Below are 17,778 nucleotides of genomic sequence, written 5' to 3'. Positions count from 1 at the left end.
GCTATAATACGTTTAAAAGTTGCTCCTTAATTTTTTCCAACTCCTCTTTCATGCCAACAACCAGCTTTTGCATGTTGGCATCGTTAGCTTTTGAACCAAGTGTATTTACCTCGCGGCCTATTTCCTGTGCAATAAAACCTAATTTTTTGCCGTTAGCATCCGCATTTTTCAATGTTTCAACAAAATAATCACAATGTGTTTTCAGGCGGATCTTTTCTTCGGTAATATCCAGTTTATCAATATAATAGATCAACTCCTGCTCAAACCGGTTTTGATCAACAATCGCTTCGCGGCCTGCTGCCTCCTGTAAAAAGGTATTCAAACGCTCGCGGATTACAGGAACACGTTTTGGCTCCTCAATTTCAACCAGCTTCAGGTTTTCAAGAATGATATTAATGCGGTACTTAAGGTCCTGTTCTAAAACATTACCTTCATCAGCACGAAACTTTTGGAATGCAGCAACCGCCTGATTAAACGCTTTTTCAACTACTTTCCACGCATCTTCGGATACCGTTTCTTCGTCGTATTTAACCACTTCGGGTAAGCCAAGCGCTAACTGCATCAGGTTACTGGTTGGCTCGCCAAGTTCAATGCTTACTGCTTTTAATTGTTCGTAATAGTTTTTTAATAATACGGTATCAATTCCGGCGGCTTTAACCACACCGGCTTGCTGCTCGGCATTGATGGAAAGATTAACTTTTCCGCGTTCTATTTGTTTGTTGCATTCGGTACGCAACTGGAACTCTTTATCTGAGAAAACTTTTGGCAATCGTAACGATAGCTCTAAAAACTTGCTATTCAGGGACTTTATCTCAACGGTATATTTTGTATTGCCGAAATCTAAAGTGGCAATTCCATACCCTGTCATGGATTTTATCATGTGCAAATTTAGTAATTATGATTGTAGTTTAGAGTTCAGGCTAAAATAATCACATTATAATGAATCCTATCTTCTAAAAAAATCTAATCTCTAATCAACTGACCTCTAATCTCCAATCATTAACACTTTTTTACATTTAGTACGGTATACAATTAATAAGTTTGCGTTATAATGTACATAAATATTCGCCCTGCATATTTTTTATTAATCGTATTATTTTGTTTGCCATTGCTATCATCGGCACAGCAAACATTTACGTTAAAAGGTATATTCTTCAGGAAAAGCAGCGATGTGCGGATAGCATCGGCAACCGTTACTAACCTTAAAAGCCAGCAGATCATGATGAGTGATGAGCTTGGCGGATTCAGCATCCCCGTATCTAAAGGTGATACTTTGCTATTTAAAAAAACAGGTTATACTAACCAAATACAAGTGGTGGGCAGCGCTAATGACCTGGTTGTTTACATGCAGCCAATTATTGTTTTGCCGGAGGTAACTATTCAGGGCCAAAGTACTAAGCAGGAAATTAACGGTGTAATGAATGATTACCGTAGCAAGGGTTTATATTTTGACGGCCATCCACCGCTAATGGCATTTATTGCCTCTCCGCTCACCGCTTTTTACGAACTTTTTAGTTCGGATGCGATTAACGAGCGTCATTTTGCTAAATTTTCAAAGAACGAGTTAGAGGCCATTGAGGTAAATAAACGTTATACCCCTGAACTGGTTAAACAGGTTACAAAACTACCTGATGAAGATGTGGTGAAATTTATGCAGCAATACACACCATCATACGAGGACATGCGGGGCTGGAACGATTATACGCTGATAAGCCACATTAAACATTACCTGGAATATTACAAGAAGCATAAGGACGGGATAGAGTTGCAGAGGCTATATTAAGTTTAAAGTTGTCTGAACTCGAATTTTGTGAATTTGTGAATTTTTAATTCATTTAATTCAGGTTCAGACAAAGACGATAGTTTTTAGATCCCTAAAGTTTCACAAGCTTTCTCTGCGGCAAGTTTTTCCGCATTTTTTTTGCTGAATTCTTTTCCTGAACCAACAACTTCGCCGTCAACGCTGGCTTGTACGGTGAAGAGCTTTATATTTTCGCCTTCCAGGTTGCTTACCAAATCAAAACTAATGTCCTTGCTATGGCGCTGGCACCATTCGATCAGCTTACTCTTAAAATTAGTTTCGGTTTGCTCCAGTTTGTGGATGTCGATATGCGATTTGATAATGTGGTTTATCAAAAAGTTTTTGGTAAAGTCGTAGCCTTTATCAAGATAAACGGCGCCAATCAATGCCTCGAAAGCATCGCCCAAAAGCGATCCCTGGCGCTGTGAGTTTAATGCGCGGTTATCAAATTCAATCAGTTTATCAAAGCCCAGCTTTTTGCCTAACTGGTTTAGGTTAACCCGGCTAACTATTTTTGACCGTAGCTCCGTTAAAAAGCCTTCATCCTCGTAAGGGTAAAGTTTAAACAATACTTCTGCAACAACGCTGCCTAAAACGGCATCGCCTAAAAATTCCAGGCGTTCATTGCTGTTCTTTACTCCCTTTTTAACGTTTTGTGCTGCCGATTTATGGCGGAACGCCAACCGGTATAACGACAAATTGCCCGGAACAAATCCGAGCAAATTCTTTAAAACTTTAACATATTTTCTGTTAGGAGATATATATAGCTTGTAGAAACGGCTTATAGGCATTTAATACAATTAATCTTCTAACTTTCTAAATATTACCGATGCATTGTGACCGCCGAAACCAAAACCATTGCTTTGGGCAACTTTCACTTCCCTTTTTTGCGCCTTGTTAAAAGTAAAGTTTATACGCGGATCGAAAGCAGGATCATCAGTAAAGTGATTAATTGTTGGCGGGATAATGCCGTTTTTAATAGCCAATATAGTCGCGATAGCTTCAACAGCACCGGCAGCACCTAATAAGTGTCCTGTCATTGATTTGGTTGAACTGATGTTGATGTCATAAGCATGATCACCAAATACAGTTTGTATCGCTTTTATCTCCTGCGGGTCACCAATCGGGGTTGATGTGCCATGCACATTCACATAATCAACATCAGTTGCTTCAATACCTGCATCACGTAACGCCTCTTTCATTACTAATGCCGCGCCAAGCCCTTCCGGGTGCGGGGCAGTCATATGGTAAGCGTCGGCACTCATGCCACCGCCTATCATTTCAGCATAAATTTTAGCGCCGCGTGCCTTGGCATGCTCATATTCCTCTAAAATAATTGTTCCTGCACCTTCGCCTGCTACAAAACCATCACGGTCAAGGTCAAACGGGCGCGAGGCCGTAGCCGGGTCATCATTTCGTGTAGATAAAGCATGCATTGCATTAAAGCCACCAATACCTGCCTCATTTATAATTGCTTCAGATCCGCCGGTAACAAACATATTGGCTTTACCCATACGTATGTAGTTAAAGGCATCTATTAATGCGTTATTTGATGAAGCACATGCAGAAACTGTAGTGAAATTTGGACCGCGTAAACCATATTTGATAGAGATATGGCCTGGTGCGATGTCGGCGATCATTCGGGGGATAAAGAATGGGTTGATGTGCGGTGTACCATCACCTTTGGCAAAATTTACAATTTCATCCAAAAATGTTTTCAAACCACCAATGCCAGAACCCCAGATAACGCCAATGCGGCTGGTATCCAGTTTATCAAAATCCAAACCGGCATCCGCAACCGCTTCTGCGGTTGAATATAAGGCGTACTGAACAAAAGGATCCAGCTTGCGCGCATCCTTTCTGCCTAAAAAGGCATCAGCATCAAAACCTTTTACTTCGCACGCAAATTTAGTCTTGAATTTCGAAGTATCAAAACTCTTAATAGGCGCGGCGCCACTTACCCCATTTATCAACGCTTCCCAATATTCAGGAACGCTGTTGCCAATTGGAGTAAGTGCTCCAAGCCCGGTTATTACAACTCTTTTAAACTCCATTTAAAGGTTTTAGGAGTTATTTAACGTTTTTTTCAAGGTAAGCAATGGCCTGGCCTACAGTACCAATGGTTTCAGCTTGATCGTCAGGGATAGCTACATTGAATTCTTTTTCGAATTCCATGATCAGTTCCACGGTGTCTAAAGAATCAGCACCAAGGTCGTTGGTGAAGCTTGCTTCCGGGGTTACCTCGTTTTCGTCAACACCCAATTTTTCTACGATTATAGCTTTTACTCTTGAAGCGATATCAGACATAGTCTTATAGTTTAATGATTAATAATTTCAGTGCAAAGAAAAATAAATTCTGTTAAATATCAAATCTAAAAACTTTTGCGCATTTAACTCAACAAAAATTTAATTGCAAAGGTTTTCAAATTGTATTTTTACCGGCGCAAATGTAATGATTTTGAACAGAAAAATATTAAAGTTTGAGATCGATCTTGATTTTGTGTTGATTGCAGTTACAACACCGCTTAAAGATTACCGTATTTGTTATCTTATTAACAAGTATTTAAACTTTAACCTGGCTAAAACTGATGATTTGAAAGTCGAGATTCATCCAAATACTGAAGCGGTTTTCTTTTCGATGTATACTTATCATTGGGAAGATAGTGATACTGACTTCTTTTTTATAGCCAATAAAGGTTCTGATGGATACCTTATTCCTGAAATGCGCAAAACCGATTATTTTTTAATGATAAAAAATTATATTGATGAAGATGAACTGGATAACCTTGTATCTTCGCTTAACCGCATAGCCGAAATAGTGGCGGCGGTAAAGATTGATCCAAAAAAAATAAAATCACGCGAAAATCTTCTATTTTAGCGGAAAATTTAAACGTGTCCGTTTTACACTTTGTAGAGCATTAAAAGCCAAGATTAAACTTAGAATTTATGAAATTGTATTATAATCGTACTAAAATAGTTGCCACCATGGGCCCTGCCTCGGCCCCGAAAGAAACCCTTTTATCGATGATAAAGGCAGGCGTAAATGTTTGCCGCTTGAATTTTTCGCACGGAAAACCTGAAGATCACAAAAAAGTCATCGACACCATTCGCGAAATAAACGAGCAATACCATACCAATGTTGGTATCCTTGCCGATTTACAGGGGCCAAAAATTCGCATAGGTTTAGTGAAAGATGGTGGTATACATTTAATAAACGGCACACGAATTAATATTACCACACACGAGTGTATTGGTGATGATAACAAGATCTACATCACTTATGACACCTTCCCGCAGGATGTACAGGCCAATGAAATTATTTTATTGGACGATGGAAAAATCCAGATGCGTGTTATTGAAACCAATCGTGTTGATACTGTTATTTGCGAAGTTGTACACGGTGGTATCCTTACTTCACGTAAAGGCGTTAACCTGCCAAATACCAAAGTATCTATCCCAAGTTTAACCGAAGAGGACCTGATAAACCTTAAATTTGTTTTACAGTTTGATGTAGAATGGATCGGCTTATCATTTGTTCGTAACGCACAGGATATTGTTGAATTAAAACATATCATCCGCGAGCATGGCAGTTCAGCCCGTGTAATTGCTAAAATTGAAAAACCTGAAGCTATCGATAATATCGACGAGATCATTGCAGTAACAGATGGCGTAATGGTTGCCCGTGGCGACCTTGGTGTTGAAATGCCGATGGAAGAAGTTCCTTTATTGCAAAAAATGATCGCACGCAAATGCCGTGCGGCATCTAAACCGGTTATTGTTGCTACACAGATGCTGGAATCAATGATCACCACCCCGCGCCCAACCCGTGCCGAAGTGAATGACGTTGCAAACTCTGTATTGGATGGCGCCGACGCGGTGATGCTTAGCGGTGAAACATCTGTTGGCGAATTCCCGGTTATCGTTATTGAAACAATGGCTAAAATTGTTCGTAACGTGGAAGAGTTAGGCTATCCTTACAACGCTAAAGAAGAAATAATCCGATCACAAGATCTGACAACTAACTTAAGTGATGCCGTTTGCGGATCAGCAGTATATTTAGCTGAACATACAAACGCTGTCGGGATCGTTTCTATGACCGGATCAGGTTATACCGCTTTTGAAATATCAAGCCATCGCCCTAAAGCAAGTACCTACATCTTTACACCAAATAAACAGCTGTTAAATGCCTTAAGTTTAGTTTGGGGTGTGCGTTCTTTTTATTACGATAAAACTGAAAGTACCGATCAAACTATTGAGGATGTAAATAACACCCTTAAAGCTGACGGTTTAGTATTTGCAGGCGATGTAGTAATTAACACCGGCTCTGTTCCATTGGTTAAAAAAGGGAAAACCAACATGCTTAAAGTAAGCGTTATTGAATAATAATATTTAATAAAAATAATATTTAAAGCCGTCAATATTAATATTGACGGCTTTTTGTTTTCGTAATAAACAGCGCTGTAGCAGACGTACAAAGTTTTAAAACTTCGTTCGTATTAAAATGCTTGCTACACAAAAAAACTGGAAACTCGCTCCCTGGTCTCTCTCCTCGCTCCACTCAAAAAATTATTCTTTCTGTAACATTTTTCATTGCCGGTTGTCTTAAAATCCTAAGCAAATCATACTTTCGCTAATAATAAACAAATATCATTAAACTAATATGAAAAGAACCCTTACTGCGGGCTTGTTAGGCAGCCTTTTTATGGCCGTTGCAGCGCTTAATACAGCGTCGGCACAAATAGAGCCGCCTATCCCACACCATGTGCCCCCAATTGATATTTACCGCGCTACACCGGCAAGAGTAAATGATTTGATCAATACCAGGCTTGATGTACGTTTTGATTATAAAAAATGCTTTATGTATGGTAAGGAATGGGTTACGTTAAAACCGCATTTCTACCCAACCGATACTTTAAGGCTTGATGCCAAAGGCATGGATATTAATAATATCTCTATCGTTCAAAACGGTAAAAATATCCCGCTTAAATATGTTTACCAGGACAGCCTTTCATTAGCTATCCGTTTAGACAGGGTTTATCATAATAACGAGAGTTACACCATTTACATTAGCTATACTTCAAAGCCTAACTTATTAAAAGTACATGGCAGCGCGGCTATTAACGATGCAAAAGGGTTATACTTTATAAACCCTGATGGCAAGGACCCGGATAAACCGATCCAGATCTGGACGCAGGGCGAAACCGAAAGTTCTTCTGCCTGGTTCCCGACAATCGATCAGCCACAACAAAAAACTACCGACGAGATCACGATGACCGTTCCGGCTAAATATGTGACCTTATCTAACGGTAAATTAACTACACAAAAGATTAATGGCGATGGTACCCGCACCGATACCTGGAAGATGGACCTGCCACACTCGCCATACCTGTTTATGATGGCTGTGGGCGACTTTAAGATCTACCACGATAAATGGCGCGGTAAAGATGTTGACTATTATCTTGAGCCAAAATATGCTCCTTACGCCAAAGAAATTTTTGGTATGACACCGGAATTGATGGAGTTTTACTCAACCACATTAGGTGTTGATTACCCCTGGAATAAATATGCGCAAATTGTAGTGCGTGATTATGTTAGCGGAGCTATGGAGAACACCACGGCAACTTTGCATGGCGAGCAGGTGCAACTAACTGACCGCCAGTTGATTGATGCATACTATAATGATAGTCGTATAGATATTGCCCACGAATTATTCCACCAATGGTTTGGTGATTATGTAACCTGCGAAAACTGGACCAACATCACCATGAACGAATCATTCGCTGACTTTAGCGAAATGCTTTGGGCTGAGCATAAATATGGTAAGGATGAAGCCGGCTACCAGAATTATGTAGATATGAATCAATACATGCAGGATCCTGCTAATCAAAGCAAAGATCTGGTTCGTTTCCATTATAATGATAAGGAAGATGTGTTTGATTTGGTAAGCTACCAAAAAGGCGGCCGAATTTTAAACATGCTGCGCACTTATTTAGGTGATGCCGCTTTTTTTAAAGGCCTTAAAATATATCTGACTACCAACGCTTTTAAAGCAGGCGAGGCACAACAATTGCGTTTAGCTTTGGAAGAAGCCAGCGGACTTGACCTTAACTGGTACTTTAACCAATGGTATTACGGTGCAGGCAATCCGGATTTAAGCATCAGTTACAAATGGGATGATGCCGCTAAAAAAGAAACAGTTTTCCTGCAGCAAACCCAGGAAGGCAAAGCATTTATTTTACCGTTCGCGGTAGATATTTATGCAGGCGGCAAAAAGGTACGCCACAAAGTTTGGATGGAGAACAAAACCGATACCTTAACCTTTAACAGCGAGTTTAAACCTGATTTGGTTAATGTTGACGGCGATAAAGTGCTGTTAGTTAAAAAAACAGACAATAAGCCGTTAGACCAATTTGTATTCCAATACTTTAATGCACCGTTATATGTTGACCGCACCGAGGCTATAACCGCTGCAAGCAAACAACAGGATAATAAAGGCGCACAAAAAGTAATGATTGCTGCATTACACGATAAATACTATCGCCTGCAAATTAAAGATATCAAGGCGCTGGATATGAAGAATGATGCTATCCGCAATGCGGCTATGCCAATATTAGCTTCATTAGCGCAAACTGATCCAAATACTTTGGTACAAGCTGCTGCCATTACCGCTCTAGGCAATTTAAAAGCATCGGGCAATATGGATATATTCACAGCTGCTCTAAAAAGCCGTTCATATGCCGTACAAGGTGCTGCTTTAACCGCCATTAATCAGCTTGATCCGGCTAAGGGCCTTAAGTTGGCTAAAGGCTTTGAAAGTGATAATATGGACGACCTGACTACCGCTATGTTTGGCGTATATGCAACAAGTGGCAGCTCGGCAGAATGGCCGTTTGTTTATAAACAATTTATGGATGCGCATATCCAAACCAAATTTAACGTGGCCAGGAAATTTGCTGCCTTTACAGCTCGTGTTGACAATCCTGCTTATGCGCAGCAAGGCATATTGGAATTGAAAGAAATGGGTATAAAGTACAAAGTGTATGGCGCTGATCAATTTGTAATCGGTGAATTAAACGGCGAGATAAAAACCGGCCGTACTGCCTTGCATGATGATGCTTCGGTAGCATTGATCGATAAAACTGTAAAAGAAATACAGGACTCTAAATAATTAGGATATCTTCAATAAAAAAGCCGCCCGCTAGTTAACGGGCGGCTTTTTTGTAACAAATTATTTATTTAACACTTTTTTACAATAGGATATCTTAATTTAGTGCTAACAATTAGCCGGTTATGAAAAAGATAGCAGTTTTTTTATTGCTGATAGCAGCAGCATCAACCCAACTTAAAGCGCAGCAATTATTGCCTGCCCAACCTAATCTTGAATTAAACAATGGTTTGCAAAATGCCTTTAAACCGGTAACCCCGCTCACACCCCAACAATTGTTGCTGCAACCAAAAGTTAATGTTGATCAAAGTAATAAAGGGATTACTATTTATAGCACCATGCCTGTTGCAAAGGTATCATCAACCGATCGCATGCCAGTATCTGTACCAAACTCACTTATGAATTACACCATGCTGATAAAAAAAGTGACGATCATTAACCCTAATGAGCCGGTTGCGAAATCTTTGATCCCTTAGTCAGATTTTTCTGCTTGCTTTTTTTGGCCCAAACTTTTCTGTTAAGTTTAGCTAATTTCTCCTTATCGCGACGGTCAGCTACTTCTTCAAAATGCTTCTCGTAGTCAGGGTGGTTAGTTCCCATCAGCCTGTCCCATATATTAAAATACAAGCCATAGTTGTATTTCACCAACCGGTGGTGCATATTGTGATGGGTGGATGTATTATGCCATTTAAATACCCAGTGGCGTACAAATCCTTTGGGTACAGTCTCGTAGCCCATGTGTCCGCCAATATTTACCAGTAAGGAGTAAATAAATACGATCTGCATGGCAGAGGGATAATGTGGAATGGTAAACGCCACTAAAGGCACTACAAATATTTCGCTCAAAGCTTCCATCGGGTGAAAAGCCAGCGCTGAAAAAGGTGTTGGGTTAATAGATAAATGATGTTTTACATGCACGGTTTTAAATAAAGGCTTCCAGTGCAGCAAACGATGCGCCCAGTAAAAATAAGTATCGTGTATAAACACCATAATTACAATGCTAAGCGCGTAATACCAATAACCATATTTATTGGCGGGATGATACGCTTGTGTATAGCCACGGTAGTTGGCCCAGGCAACAAATATCAGCACTACGCCAAAAATAAGCAGCGTGCTTGCTGATAGCCATATCTCGCGCATAATGTGTTTGCGTTCGGGATAATATTGTTGGATCTTATGCTCCCAGTAAAACTTGCCCCGCCATTTGTAAAAAAACAAGTAAGCAAAACCCGCGAAAATAGTGTACATCACAGCCAGGCCTAAAAATATATAGCCTATCACATACCATAATGTGTTCCCCTCTCCCATGCTGCAAAATTAACTCAAATACATTAAAAATCCTTATTCAGCAGTTTTTCCAGTTCAGCAAAGCTGATGTTCATCTTTACACGGCCTTGTTTGGCGTATGATATTTCACCAGTCTCTTCGGATACGATAATAGCCGACGCTTCATTCGATTCCGTTACACCGATACCTGCGCGGTGCCTCAAACCAAATTGCGGCGGCAGGTCGGTTTTATCGGTAAGCGGTAAAATGCAGCTGGCCGATTTTATTTTATTTTCCGATATCACCACCGCGCCATCATGCAGCGGGCTTGTCTTTTGAAATATGCTTTCCAGCAGGCGTTTTGATATTTTTCCGTCAATCACCTCACAACTATTCTGGTAAAACTGCTCGTCGTAATACTTTGTAAATACTATTAACGCACCGGTACGAGATTGTTTTAAACTTTTACAGGCATCGATGATCGGTTTTATACGCGCGAAGTTGTTTTTCTCGGCCTCGGCTTTGCCAAAAAAGTATTGCCACCAGGCCTTGTTGCGTTGCAGCGAGGCATTTTTACCAACGAGCAGCAAGAACCGTCGTATCTCCTGCCAAAAAATTACAATTAAGGCTATAGGCCCAACTTCAACAAACTTGCCCAGTATTACCGTAAGTAATTGCATTTGTAATGCTTTAACAACAAAATAGGCCAGGTAGACAATTACAAAACCAATAAAAATATTAGCCGCAATGGTGCCGCGTATCAGGTTGTATAGCTGGTATATAATAAATGCCACCAGTATTACATCCAACACGCTCAACGGTGTAATTTTGAGGAAGCTAAAATCGAGGGACTGCATTTTACTAAGGTAAGATTTTCCTGTTAAAGCAGTATGTTCAACGAGTTCAATCAACTTTTTTGACAGAAACCAGATAAGTTATCCCAGTTTCGCTTTTAATATTTCGTTTACTATATTGTAATTATCTATACCTAACTCCTTTTTAGTAAGCGTAAAGAGGACAGCTGATGACTCTTTTAAGATTATCAATATGGTGTCGTCGATTATTAAAAACCGACTAAAAAGAGGCCAGCTATGCTTGTATAGCTTTTCAGCATCAGCATATTCAATACCATAATCGGAAAATATTAAACTAGATCCGCTATCGTTAATCACTTTATTGTTGGCTAAGTTATTAACTCTTTTAATAAATTTGGAGCGTCGTTCATAAAAGCCCATCCAGCTGGCAAGAAGATAAAAAAGATATCCACCTGCAAAGGATATAAACAAAGGATACCTTTCCCGATTTACAGGTTCAAAAGCAACCGCCAAGCAAATAACAGCAATGACTACATATATCGTATTATTTTTAATAAATCCCTTACTCATATATTTCCAAGCAGTATTTTGACCTCTAATGAACTCTTGATTATCAAATGGAATTTGTATAGTAATTTCTTGCATCGTGATATTATTGGATTTAGGTTACAAATTAGAAAAAACTTAGCAATAAATAATAGTTACATAATTTCCTTCTTCGGGAACAACAACGAGGCCCCGACACTCACCACCAATATCCCTAATATAATAAATAGCGAATTAATAGTAGTTAACCCCATCTCAGCAACAAACTCTCCGCCGAGCATTTTCAAGCCGATAAAAGTGAGCAATGCCGCTAAACCAATTTTTAAAAACCGGAACTTATCAATAATATTCACCAGCAAAAAGAACATGGAGCGCAATCCCAAAATGGCGAAGATATTGGAGAAAAAAACAATATAAGGATCTTTAGTAATAGAGAAAACCGCGGGGATAGAATCCACCGCGAATACCAGGTCAGTTACTTCGATGATCAATAAGACCAATAATAAAGGTGTTATTAATTTCCTGCTATCAACCTTGACAACAAACTTATTACCTGCAAAATGAGGCGATACCGCAAAGTATTTGGATGCGAATTTCACGACAGGGTGGTTATCCGGATCGATCTTTTCTTCCTTGTTGCGGTTTACAAACATCATAATCCCCGTATAAACCAGGAACGCGCCAAACAGGTACAGGATCCAATGGAATTTCAGGATCAATGCAGAACCTACAAATATGAACACGAAACGCATAGCTACCGCGCCGATGATGCCCCATAACAACACCTTATGATAATGCTTAGGTTCTACAGAAAACGCAGTAAATATCAGCACCATCACAAAAATATTATCTACCGATAAGGCGTATTCAACCACGTAGCCGGTAATAAATTCAAGGCTCAGATTTTTACGATAAAGCTCCAATCCGCCCGCAAAATCATTTGGATTTAATTTAAGCTGATGAAAATTCTCCGTATTAACCTTTTGTAACGCGTCAAAGCTATCTACATGATGCAGCAGATCTCCGAAATTTAAGAGCAGCAAGTAAAACAGTAAAGCAAGTGAGATCCAAACCGCGCTCATTATCCCGGCACGTTTCAGGCTAACCGGCCTATCGGCTTTGGCAAACAGGCCCAAGTCGAGCGCCAGCATAATGAAAATGAAAATCAAAAAGCCTAATATGAATATTAGCTCGCTCGGCATTATTTATTGCGTTCGGTTGTAAATCGCACCAATTGTTCCAAACCTGTTTTAGAGTCACCATTAGGAAAGGTATTCAATATCTCAAAGGCTTCGTCCTGGTATTTCTTCATTTGGGTTTCGGCATATTGCAGGCCACCGGTATCCTGCACAAATTTGATGATCTGTGCAATCTTCTCCGATTCATCATTATGATTTTTAACCAGGTTGATCATTCGTTTTTTAGTGGCTTTATCGCAATTACTTAATGAGTAGATCAACGGGAGCGTAACTTTTTTCTCTTTGATATCGATGCCTAATGGCTTGCCCACATCATCGGTGCCAAAATCAAACATATCATCCTTGATCTGAAACGCGATGCCGATCTTCTCGCCAAACAAACGCATTTTCTCGATAACCTCTTTATCCGCACCTGCCGATGCAGCCCCGCAAGCACAGCATGATGCAATAAGTGAAGCTGTTTTTTGGCGGATCACTTCGTAATAAATAGGCTCGTCAATATCCATGCGCCGAACCTTTTCTATTTGCAATAATTCGCCCTCGCTCATTTGTTTTACCGCTTCGCTAACGATACGTAATAATTCAAAGTCGTTGTTTTCTATAGATAGCAGCAATCCCTTTGATAACAGGTAATCGCCTACCAAAACTGCTATCTTATTTTTCCATAAAGCGTTTATCGAGAAAAAGCCACGCCGCTGATAAGAATTATCAACCACATCGTCATGTACCAATGTAGCTGTATGCAATAATTCGACTAAAGCCGCGCCACGGTGAGTAGATTCATTGATTCCGCCGCAAATACTCGCCGAAAAAAATACGAACATCGGGCGGATCTGCTTGCCTTTGCGTTTTACAATATAGTGCGTAATACGGTCGAGCAAGGGTACTGAGCTATACATGGAGTTTTTGAAGGTATCTTCAAAAACGTCTATCTCTGTAGCTATGGGTTTTTTAATCTCGTTAATGCTCAGCATCTAAAACAAAACGGCTTTTATAAGTAATTGTCGCCCTATTGGCAATGTGAAACAAACATAAGCTAAAAATAGCTATCCCGGTTAATTGCCTAAATATTTTGACGAATATTAAACCATTAAATACTATCTATTACTTAAATAATAAATATAATGGAGGTTAACATACCCAAGGCTTATTGGTAGCTACATATATTATCAATTGAACTTCAAATTCACTATACAGATTTTATCAAACAAATACGGCGTGTAAAGATACCCGCGAAAAATTGGAATGTAATTTATCATTACTTTTACTCAATCATAAAACAATAACTATTCGATCAGGTGGCTTTTTGTTTTATGAACTTGTCTACTTTACCAAAATGATAAAATACCTTATCATTTTGAAAGGATTTATTAGTTTACAATAAATTTTACAAAACTAAATAAGCTGTTTTACAGCTATATAAAGCAATTATATAGCTTGGCGGATAATAAGGCATTCTTTTAGCACCGGCACGGATGACTAACCTCAAGAACTGTGGAAACCAAAACAAAAATATTGGCGAATATACTCGTCATTGATGATGAAAAAACATTGGCTGCATTAATTGCACGCACATTGGAACTGGAAGGGTTTAAAGTTTTCCAAACAAATACAGCTAAGGATGGACTAAAAGTTTTAATGCTGGAGGAAATTCACGTGGTTTTGAGTGATGTAAAACTGCCTGATATTAACGGTGTTGAGCTTGTTAAGCTTATAAAAGATAAAAAACCTTATGTAGAGGTGATTAGCCTTACTGCTTACGGTACCATAGCTGATGGCGTGTTAGCCATAAAAAATGGTGGTTTTGATTATATAACCAAAGGTGATGATAACTACAAAATAATTCCGCTTACCTACAAAGCAGCCGAAAAGGCGCAATTACAATTAAGGGTTTTTAATTTAGAGGCGCGTATTAGCGGCAAATACAGCTTTGATAATATACTCGGTAAATCAAGAGCTATAACCGAGGCCATTGATATTGCCAAACGCGTTGCCCCTACTGATACAACTGTTTTATTACTTGGCGAAACAGGTACCGGTAAAGAAGTTTTTGCCGAGGCTATACATTACGATAGTCCGCGGCATTTGCAGCCTTTTGTAGCGGTTAATTGCAGTAGTTTCCCACCCGATCTATTAGAGAGCGAATTATTCGGCTATAAAGCAGGATCATTCACCGGTGCATTGAAAGATAAAAAAGGCTTATTTGAGGAAGCCAATAACGGCACCATATTTTTAGATGAGGTTGGCGAAATGAGTTTAGAGCTGCAAGCTAAATTACTGCGTGTGCTCGAGAGCCGTTCGTTCATCAAAATTGGTGATACACAAACCACCAAAGTAAATATCCGCATATTGGCGGCAACCAACCGCAATCTGCAGCATGAGGCCGAAGAAGGAAGATTTAGGTTAGACCTTTTCTATCGGCTTTCAGTATTCACGATCAACCTGCCATCATTAAACGATCGTAAAGCAGATATTGAACTGTTAGCCAAACATTACCTTAAGCAGTTCAGCGCCAAAGTAAATATGCGGATTGAGAAAATGAGCGATGAATTTATTTACATGCTCACGCAGCATACCTGGAAAGGTAATGTTAGGGAACTTAAAAACGTAATTGAGCGTGTTGTGATCCTGGCTGAAAATGGGGTGATCAGCTCTGATCTGCTGCCCTTAGAATTCAAAACAGCCCATGTTGAAAAGGATGCTCTCGATTTGGAATCAATCGAAAAACAACACATCTACAAAGTACTAAACCACACCCACGGCAATAAAACCGAAGCAGCTCGATTGCTGAATATCGGCCTGACTACGCTTTATCGTAAACTTGATCAGTATAAGCTGATTTAATTAAATGTTATTATTAGTTAAGCGAATAATGACAAAAGATTTTTATAATACCTAAACCACATCAATATGAAAAAAGACCCTACCAAAATGGTAGGGTCTTTTTTATTTAGGTAATTTTAAACATAGAAAAAATCACATAATTTATTGATATATAATTACTTATAAATAAATCCCATTTTATGGCATCTGCTTGGTTATAAGCTCTCCAAAATAACAAACAATATTATGGATGTCATACTCACCTTCGCTTATCTAATTGTATTTGTAGTCGTATTCTGGCTATTCTTCAAGTCTGTTAATTACTTCGAAAAAATTTAATCATCATGATCGCACTATTCTTTGTAGCCATCGCGGTATTCATATACATGGTATATGTACTGCTTAATCCCGAAAGATTTTAAACTCTATAACCATGAACACAGAATTTATAGGTATAATTTTTATGTACCTGGCCACCATAGCACTGGCCATACCGCTTGGTAAATACATTGCTAAAGTATTTAAAGGCGAGCACACCTGGCTTGATTTTTTAGCCCCGGTAGAACGCTTTATTTTCAAGATCGCAGGTATTGATTCAACCCGCGAAATGAACTGGAAACAGCATTTAAAAGCATTGTTAACCATAAACGCAATCTGGTTATTTTACGCTTTCTTTTGCTTACTGTTCCAGTCGCATCTACCGTTAAACCCCGATGGCAACCCAAGCCAAACCCCTGATCTGGCCTTTAACACCGCCATCAGTTTTTTAACTAACACCAACCTGCAGGATTACTCAGGCGAATCATTAGCTACTTATTTTACACAGCATTTTGTATTCATGTTCCTGCATTTTGCAAGTGCCGCTACAGGTTTGGCTGCCATGATGGTGGTTTTTAAAGCCATGAAAGACAAGATCACCGATAAGCTTGGTAACTTTTGGGATTTCTTCCTGAAATCTATCACCCGTGTATTATTGCCGATCAGTTTTGTTGTTGCATTAATATTAGCTTTTAACGGTACACCAACCAGTTATAAAGGCAAGGTTGCTGTAATAGGTTTACAAGGCGATACTGTTCACGTATCACGCGGACCGGTTGCAGCCATGGTTGCTATTAAGCAGGTAGGTTCAAACGGTGGCGGCTGGTTCGGCGTTAACTCTGCCCATCCACTTGAAAATCCTAATTACTTAACCAACATGGTTGAGAATATCAGCATTATATTAATCCCTATTGCTTTGGTTTTTGCTTTAGGTTTCTATCTAAATAAAAAGAAACTGGCCTGGGTAATTTTCGGGGTGATGACCGTCGGATTCCTGGCAATGGTATATCCATCGGTAAATGCCGAAGTTGGTGGTAACCCGGCAATCGCGCATTTAGGTATCAGTCAACCCGGCGGGTCAATGGAAGGCAAGGAAGTGCGTTTCGGCGCTGCGGCTTCAGCTTTCTGGGGTATTACTACTACAGTAACCTCAAACGGTTCGGTAAACTCCATGCATGACAGCATGATGCCAGTATCGGGCATGGCGCAAATGTTTGATATGATGATCAATGCCTTTTATGGTGGTGTGGGTGTAGGGTTCCTTAACTTTTACATCTTCATCATTATCGCGGTATTTATTTCAGGCTTGATGGTTGGGCGTACGCCTGAGTTTATGGGCCGCAAGATCGAAGCCCGCGAAATGAAGATCGCATCATTGATCGCTTTGCTTCACCCCTTCCTGATACTGGTAGGTACAGCCATATCAACTTATGTTTTGATCCATTTTGCTAACGCGGGCTGGGCAACCAAGCCATCAGCATGGTTAAATAACCCAGGGTTCCATGGTTTTTCCGAAATGCTTTATCAGTATACCTCAAGCTCGGCAAATAACGGGTCAGGTTATGCCGGCCTAACTGCCAATAACATCTTCTGGAATGTGAGTACAGGTATCGTAATATTCCTGGCAAGGTTTCTGCCTATTATTGGCCCGCTTGCAATTGCAGGCATACTCGCCAACAAAAAATTTGTGCCAGAATCTGCCGGAACATTAAAAACCGATACCGGAACTTTTGGAGTAATGATAATGGCCGTAATTATAATTGTTGCCGCGCTGTCATTCTTCCCGGCATTAACCTTAGGCCCAATAGCCGAACACTTTTCAATCAAATAATTTAATAGATATCA

At 39.7% G+C, this 17,778-nt stretch carries 17 protein-coding genes; 8 read left to right on the top strand and 9 right to left on the bottom strand.

The features are described 5' to 3' along the window. Nucleotide 1: 1 nt before the first annotated feature. Complete coding sequence (locus ACYZ0U_RS04440; protein ID WP_461450248.1) at nucleotides 2-868, bottom strand: YicC/YloC family endoribonuclease; 867 nt, start codon at nucleotides 866-868, stop codon at nucleotides 2-4. A gap of 183 nt (nucleotides 869-1,051) precedes the next feature. Here ACYZ0U_RS04440 and ACYZ0U_RS04435 point away from each other — a divergent pair, with 183 nt between their 5' ends. Further along, the gene (locus ACYZ0U_RS04435; protein ID WP_461450246.1) at nucleotides 1,052-1,783 is read left to right on the top strand and encodes a hypothetical protein; all 732 of its coding nucleotides are present in this window, start codon (nucleotides 1,052-1,054) and stop codon (nucleotides 1,781-1,783) included. A gap of 83 nt (nucleotides 1,784-1,866) precedes the next feature. Here ACYZ0U_RS04435 and rnc read toward each other — a convergent pair whose 3' ends face one another. The 3 genes from rnc to ACYZ0U_RS04420 are packed head-to-tail and all read right to left on the bottom strand — an operon-like array spanning nucleotide 1,867 to nucleotide 4,108. Further along, nucleotides 1,867-2,592: a ribonuclease III gene (gene rnc / locus ACYZ0U_RS04430; RefSeq protein WP_461450244.1), complete on the bottom strand. Its 726-nt coding sequence runs from the start codon at nucleotides 2,590-2,592 to the stop codon at nucleotides 1,867-1,869. Nucleotides 2,593-2,601: 9 nt separating this feature from the next. After that, a complete protein-coding gene (fabF, locus tag ACYZ0U_RS04425) occupies nucleotides 2,602-3,855 on the bottom strand; it encodes a beta-ketoacyl-ACP synthase II (RefSeq protein WP_461450242.1) in 1,254 nt (417 codons plus the stop codon). A 16-nt stretch (nucleotides 3,856-3,871) separates the two neighbouring features. Continuing rightward, nucleotides 3,872-4,108: an acyl carrier protein gene (locus tag ACYZ0U_RS04420; protein ID WP_008241990.1), complete on the bottom strand. Its 237-nt coding sequence runs from the start codon at nucleotides 4,106-4,108 to the stop codon at nucleotides 3,872-3,874. Between the two features lie 151 nt (nucleotides 4,109-4,259). Between ACYZ0U_RS04420 and ACYZ0U_RS04415 the strand changes: the two genes are divergently transcribed. The 4 genes from ACYZ0U_RS04415 (at nucleotide 4,260) to ACYZ0U_RS04400 (ending at nucleotide 9,442) form a co-directional block, all read left to right on the top strand. Beyond that, a complete protein-coding gene (locus tag ACYZ0U_RS04415) occupies nucleotides 4,260-4,679 on the top strand; it encodes an IPExxxVDY family protein (RefSeq protein ID WP_461450239.1) in 420 nt (139 codons plus the stop codon). Nucleotides 4,680-4,747: 68 nt separating this feature from the next. Further along, the gene (pyk, locus tag ACYZ0U_RS04410) at nucleotides 4,748-6,184 is read left to right on the top strand and encodes a pyruvate kinase (protein ID WP_461450237.1); all 1,437 of its coding nucleotides are present in this window, start codon (nucleotides 4,748-4,750) and stop codon (nucleotides 6,182-6,184) included. A 277-nt stretch (nucleotides 6,185-6,461) separates the two neighbouring features. Then, entirely contained in the window at nucleotides 6,462-8,969 is a 2,508-nt protein-coding gene (locus ACYZ0U_RS04405; protein ID WP_461450235.1) for a M1 family aminopeptidase, read from the top strand. 122 nt (nucleotides 8,970-9,091) lie between these two features. Beyond that, nucleotides 9,092-9,442: a hypothetical protein gene (locus tag ACYZ0U_RS04400; RefSeq protein ID WP_461450233.1), complete on the top strand. Its 351-nt coding sequence runs from the start codon at nucleotides 9,092-9,094 to the stop codon at nucleotides 9,440-9,442. Here ACYZ0U_RS04400 and ACYZ0U_RS04395 read toward each other — a convergent pair. The 5 genes from ACYZ0U_RS04395 to ACYZ0U_RS04375 form a co-directional block, all read right to left on the bottom strand. Then, on the bottom strand, nucleotides 9,408-10,274 hold the full coding sequence (locus ACYZ0U_RS04395; RefSeq protein WP_461450231.1) for a sterol desaturase family protein: 867 nt from the start codon (nucleotides 10,272-10,274) through the stop codon (nucleotides 9,408-9,410). The two genes, ACYZ0U_RS04400 and ACYZ0U_RS04395, sit on opposite strands and share 35 nt — an antisense overlap. A 23-nt stretch (nucleotides 10,275-10,297) precedes the next feature. Further along, entirely contained in the window at nucleotides 10,298-11,089 is a 792-nt protein-coding gene (gene cdaA, locus ACYZ0U_RS04390; RefSeq protein WP_461450229.1) for a diadenylate cyclase CdaA, read from the bottom strand. A gap of 78 nt (nucleotides 11,090-11,167) precedes the next feature. Further along, a complete protein-coding gene (locus ACYZ0U_RS04385; RefSeq protein WP_461450227.1) occupies nucleotides 11,168-11,692 on the bottom strand; it encodes a hypothetical protein in 525 nt (174 codons plus the stop codon). Nucleotides 11,693-11,748: 56 nt separating this feature from the next. Then, entirely contained in the window at nucleotides 11,749-12,795 is a 1,047-nt protein-coding gene (locus tag ACYZ0U_RS04380) for a TerC/Alx family metal homeostasis membrane protein (RefSeq protein WP_461450225.1), read from the bottom strand. After that, nucleotides 12,795-13,766, bottom strand: coding sequence for a polyprenyl synthetase family protein (locus ACYZ0U_RS04375; RefSeq protein WP_461450223.1), 972 nt, complete (start codon nucleotides 13,764-13,766; stop codon nucleotides 12,795-12,797). Before ACYZ0U_RS04375 ends, ACYZ0U_RS04380 begins: the two co-directional genes overlap by 1 nt. Before the next feature lie 520 nt (nucleotides 13,767-14,286). Here ACYZ0U_RS04375 and ACYZ0U_RS04370 point away from each other — a divergent pair. The 3 genes from ACYZ0U_RS04370 (at nucleotide 14,287) to kdpA (ending at nucleotide 17,764) form a co-directional block, all read left to right on the top strand. After that, on the top strand, nucleotides 14,287-15,636 hold the full coding sequence (locus ACYZ0U_RS04370; protein ID WP_461450221.1) for a sigma-54-dependent transcriptional regulator: 1,350 nt from the start codon (nucleotides 14,287-14,289) through the stop codon (nucleotides 15,634-15,636). Nucleotides 15,637-15,959: 323 nt separating this feature from the next. After that, on the top strand, nucleotides 15,960-16,037 hold the full coding sequence (locus ACYZ0U_RS04365) for a potassium-transporting ATPase subunit F (protein ID WP_461453684.1): 78 nt from the start codon (nucleotides 15,960-15,962) through the stop codon (nucleotides 16,035-16,037). 11 nt (nucleotides 16,038-16,048) lie between these two features. Further along, entirely contained in the window at nucleotides 16,049-17,764 is a 1,716-nt protein-coding gene (kdpA, locus tag ACYZ0U_RS04360) for a potassium-transporting ATPase subunit KdpA (RefSeq protein ID WP_461450219.1), read from the top strand. Nucleotides 17,765-17,778: the final 14 nt, after the last annotated feature.

The sequence above is a fragment of the Mucilaginibacter sp. genome, from assembly GCF_965225845.1.
Taxonomy (GTDB): domain Bacteria; phylum Bacteroidota; class Bacteroidia; order Sphingobacteriales; family Sphingobacteriaceae; genus Mucilaginibacter.
Note: the sequence above shows the minus strand (reverse complement) of the source record. Positions and strands in the feature narration are given on the sequence as shown.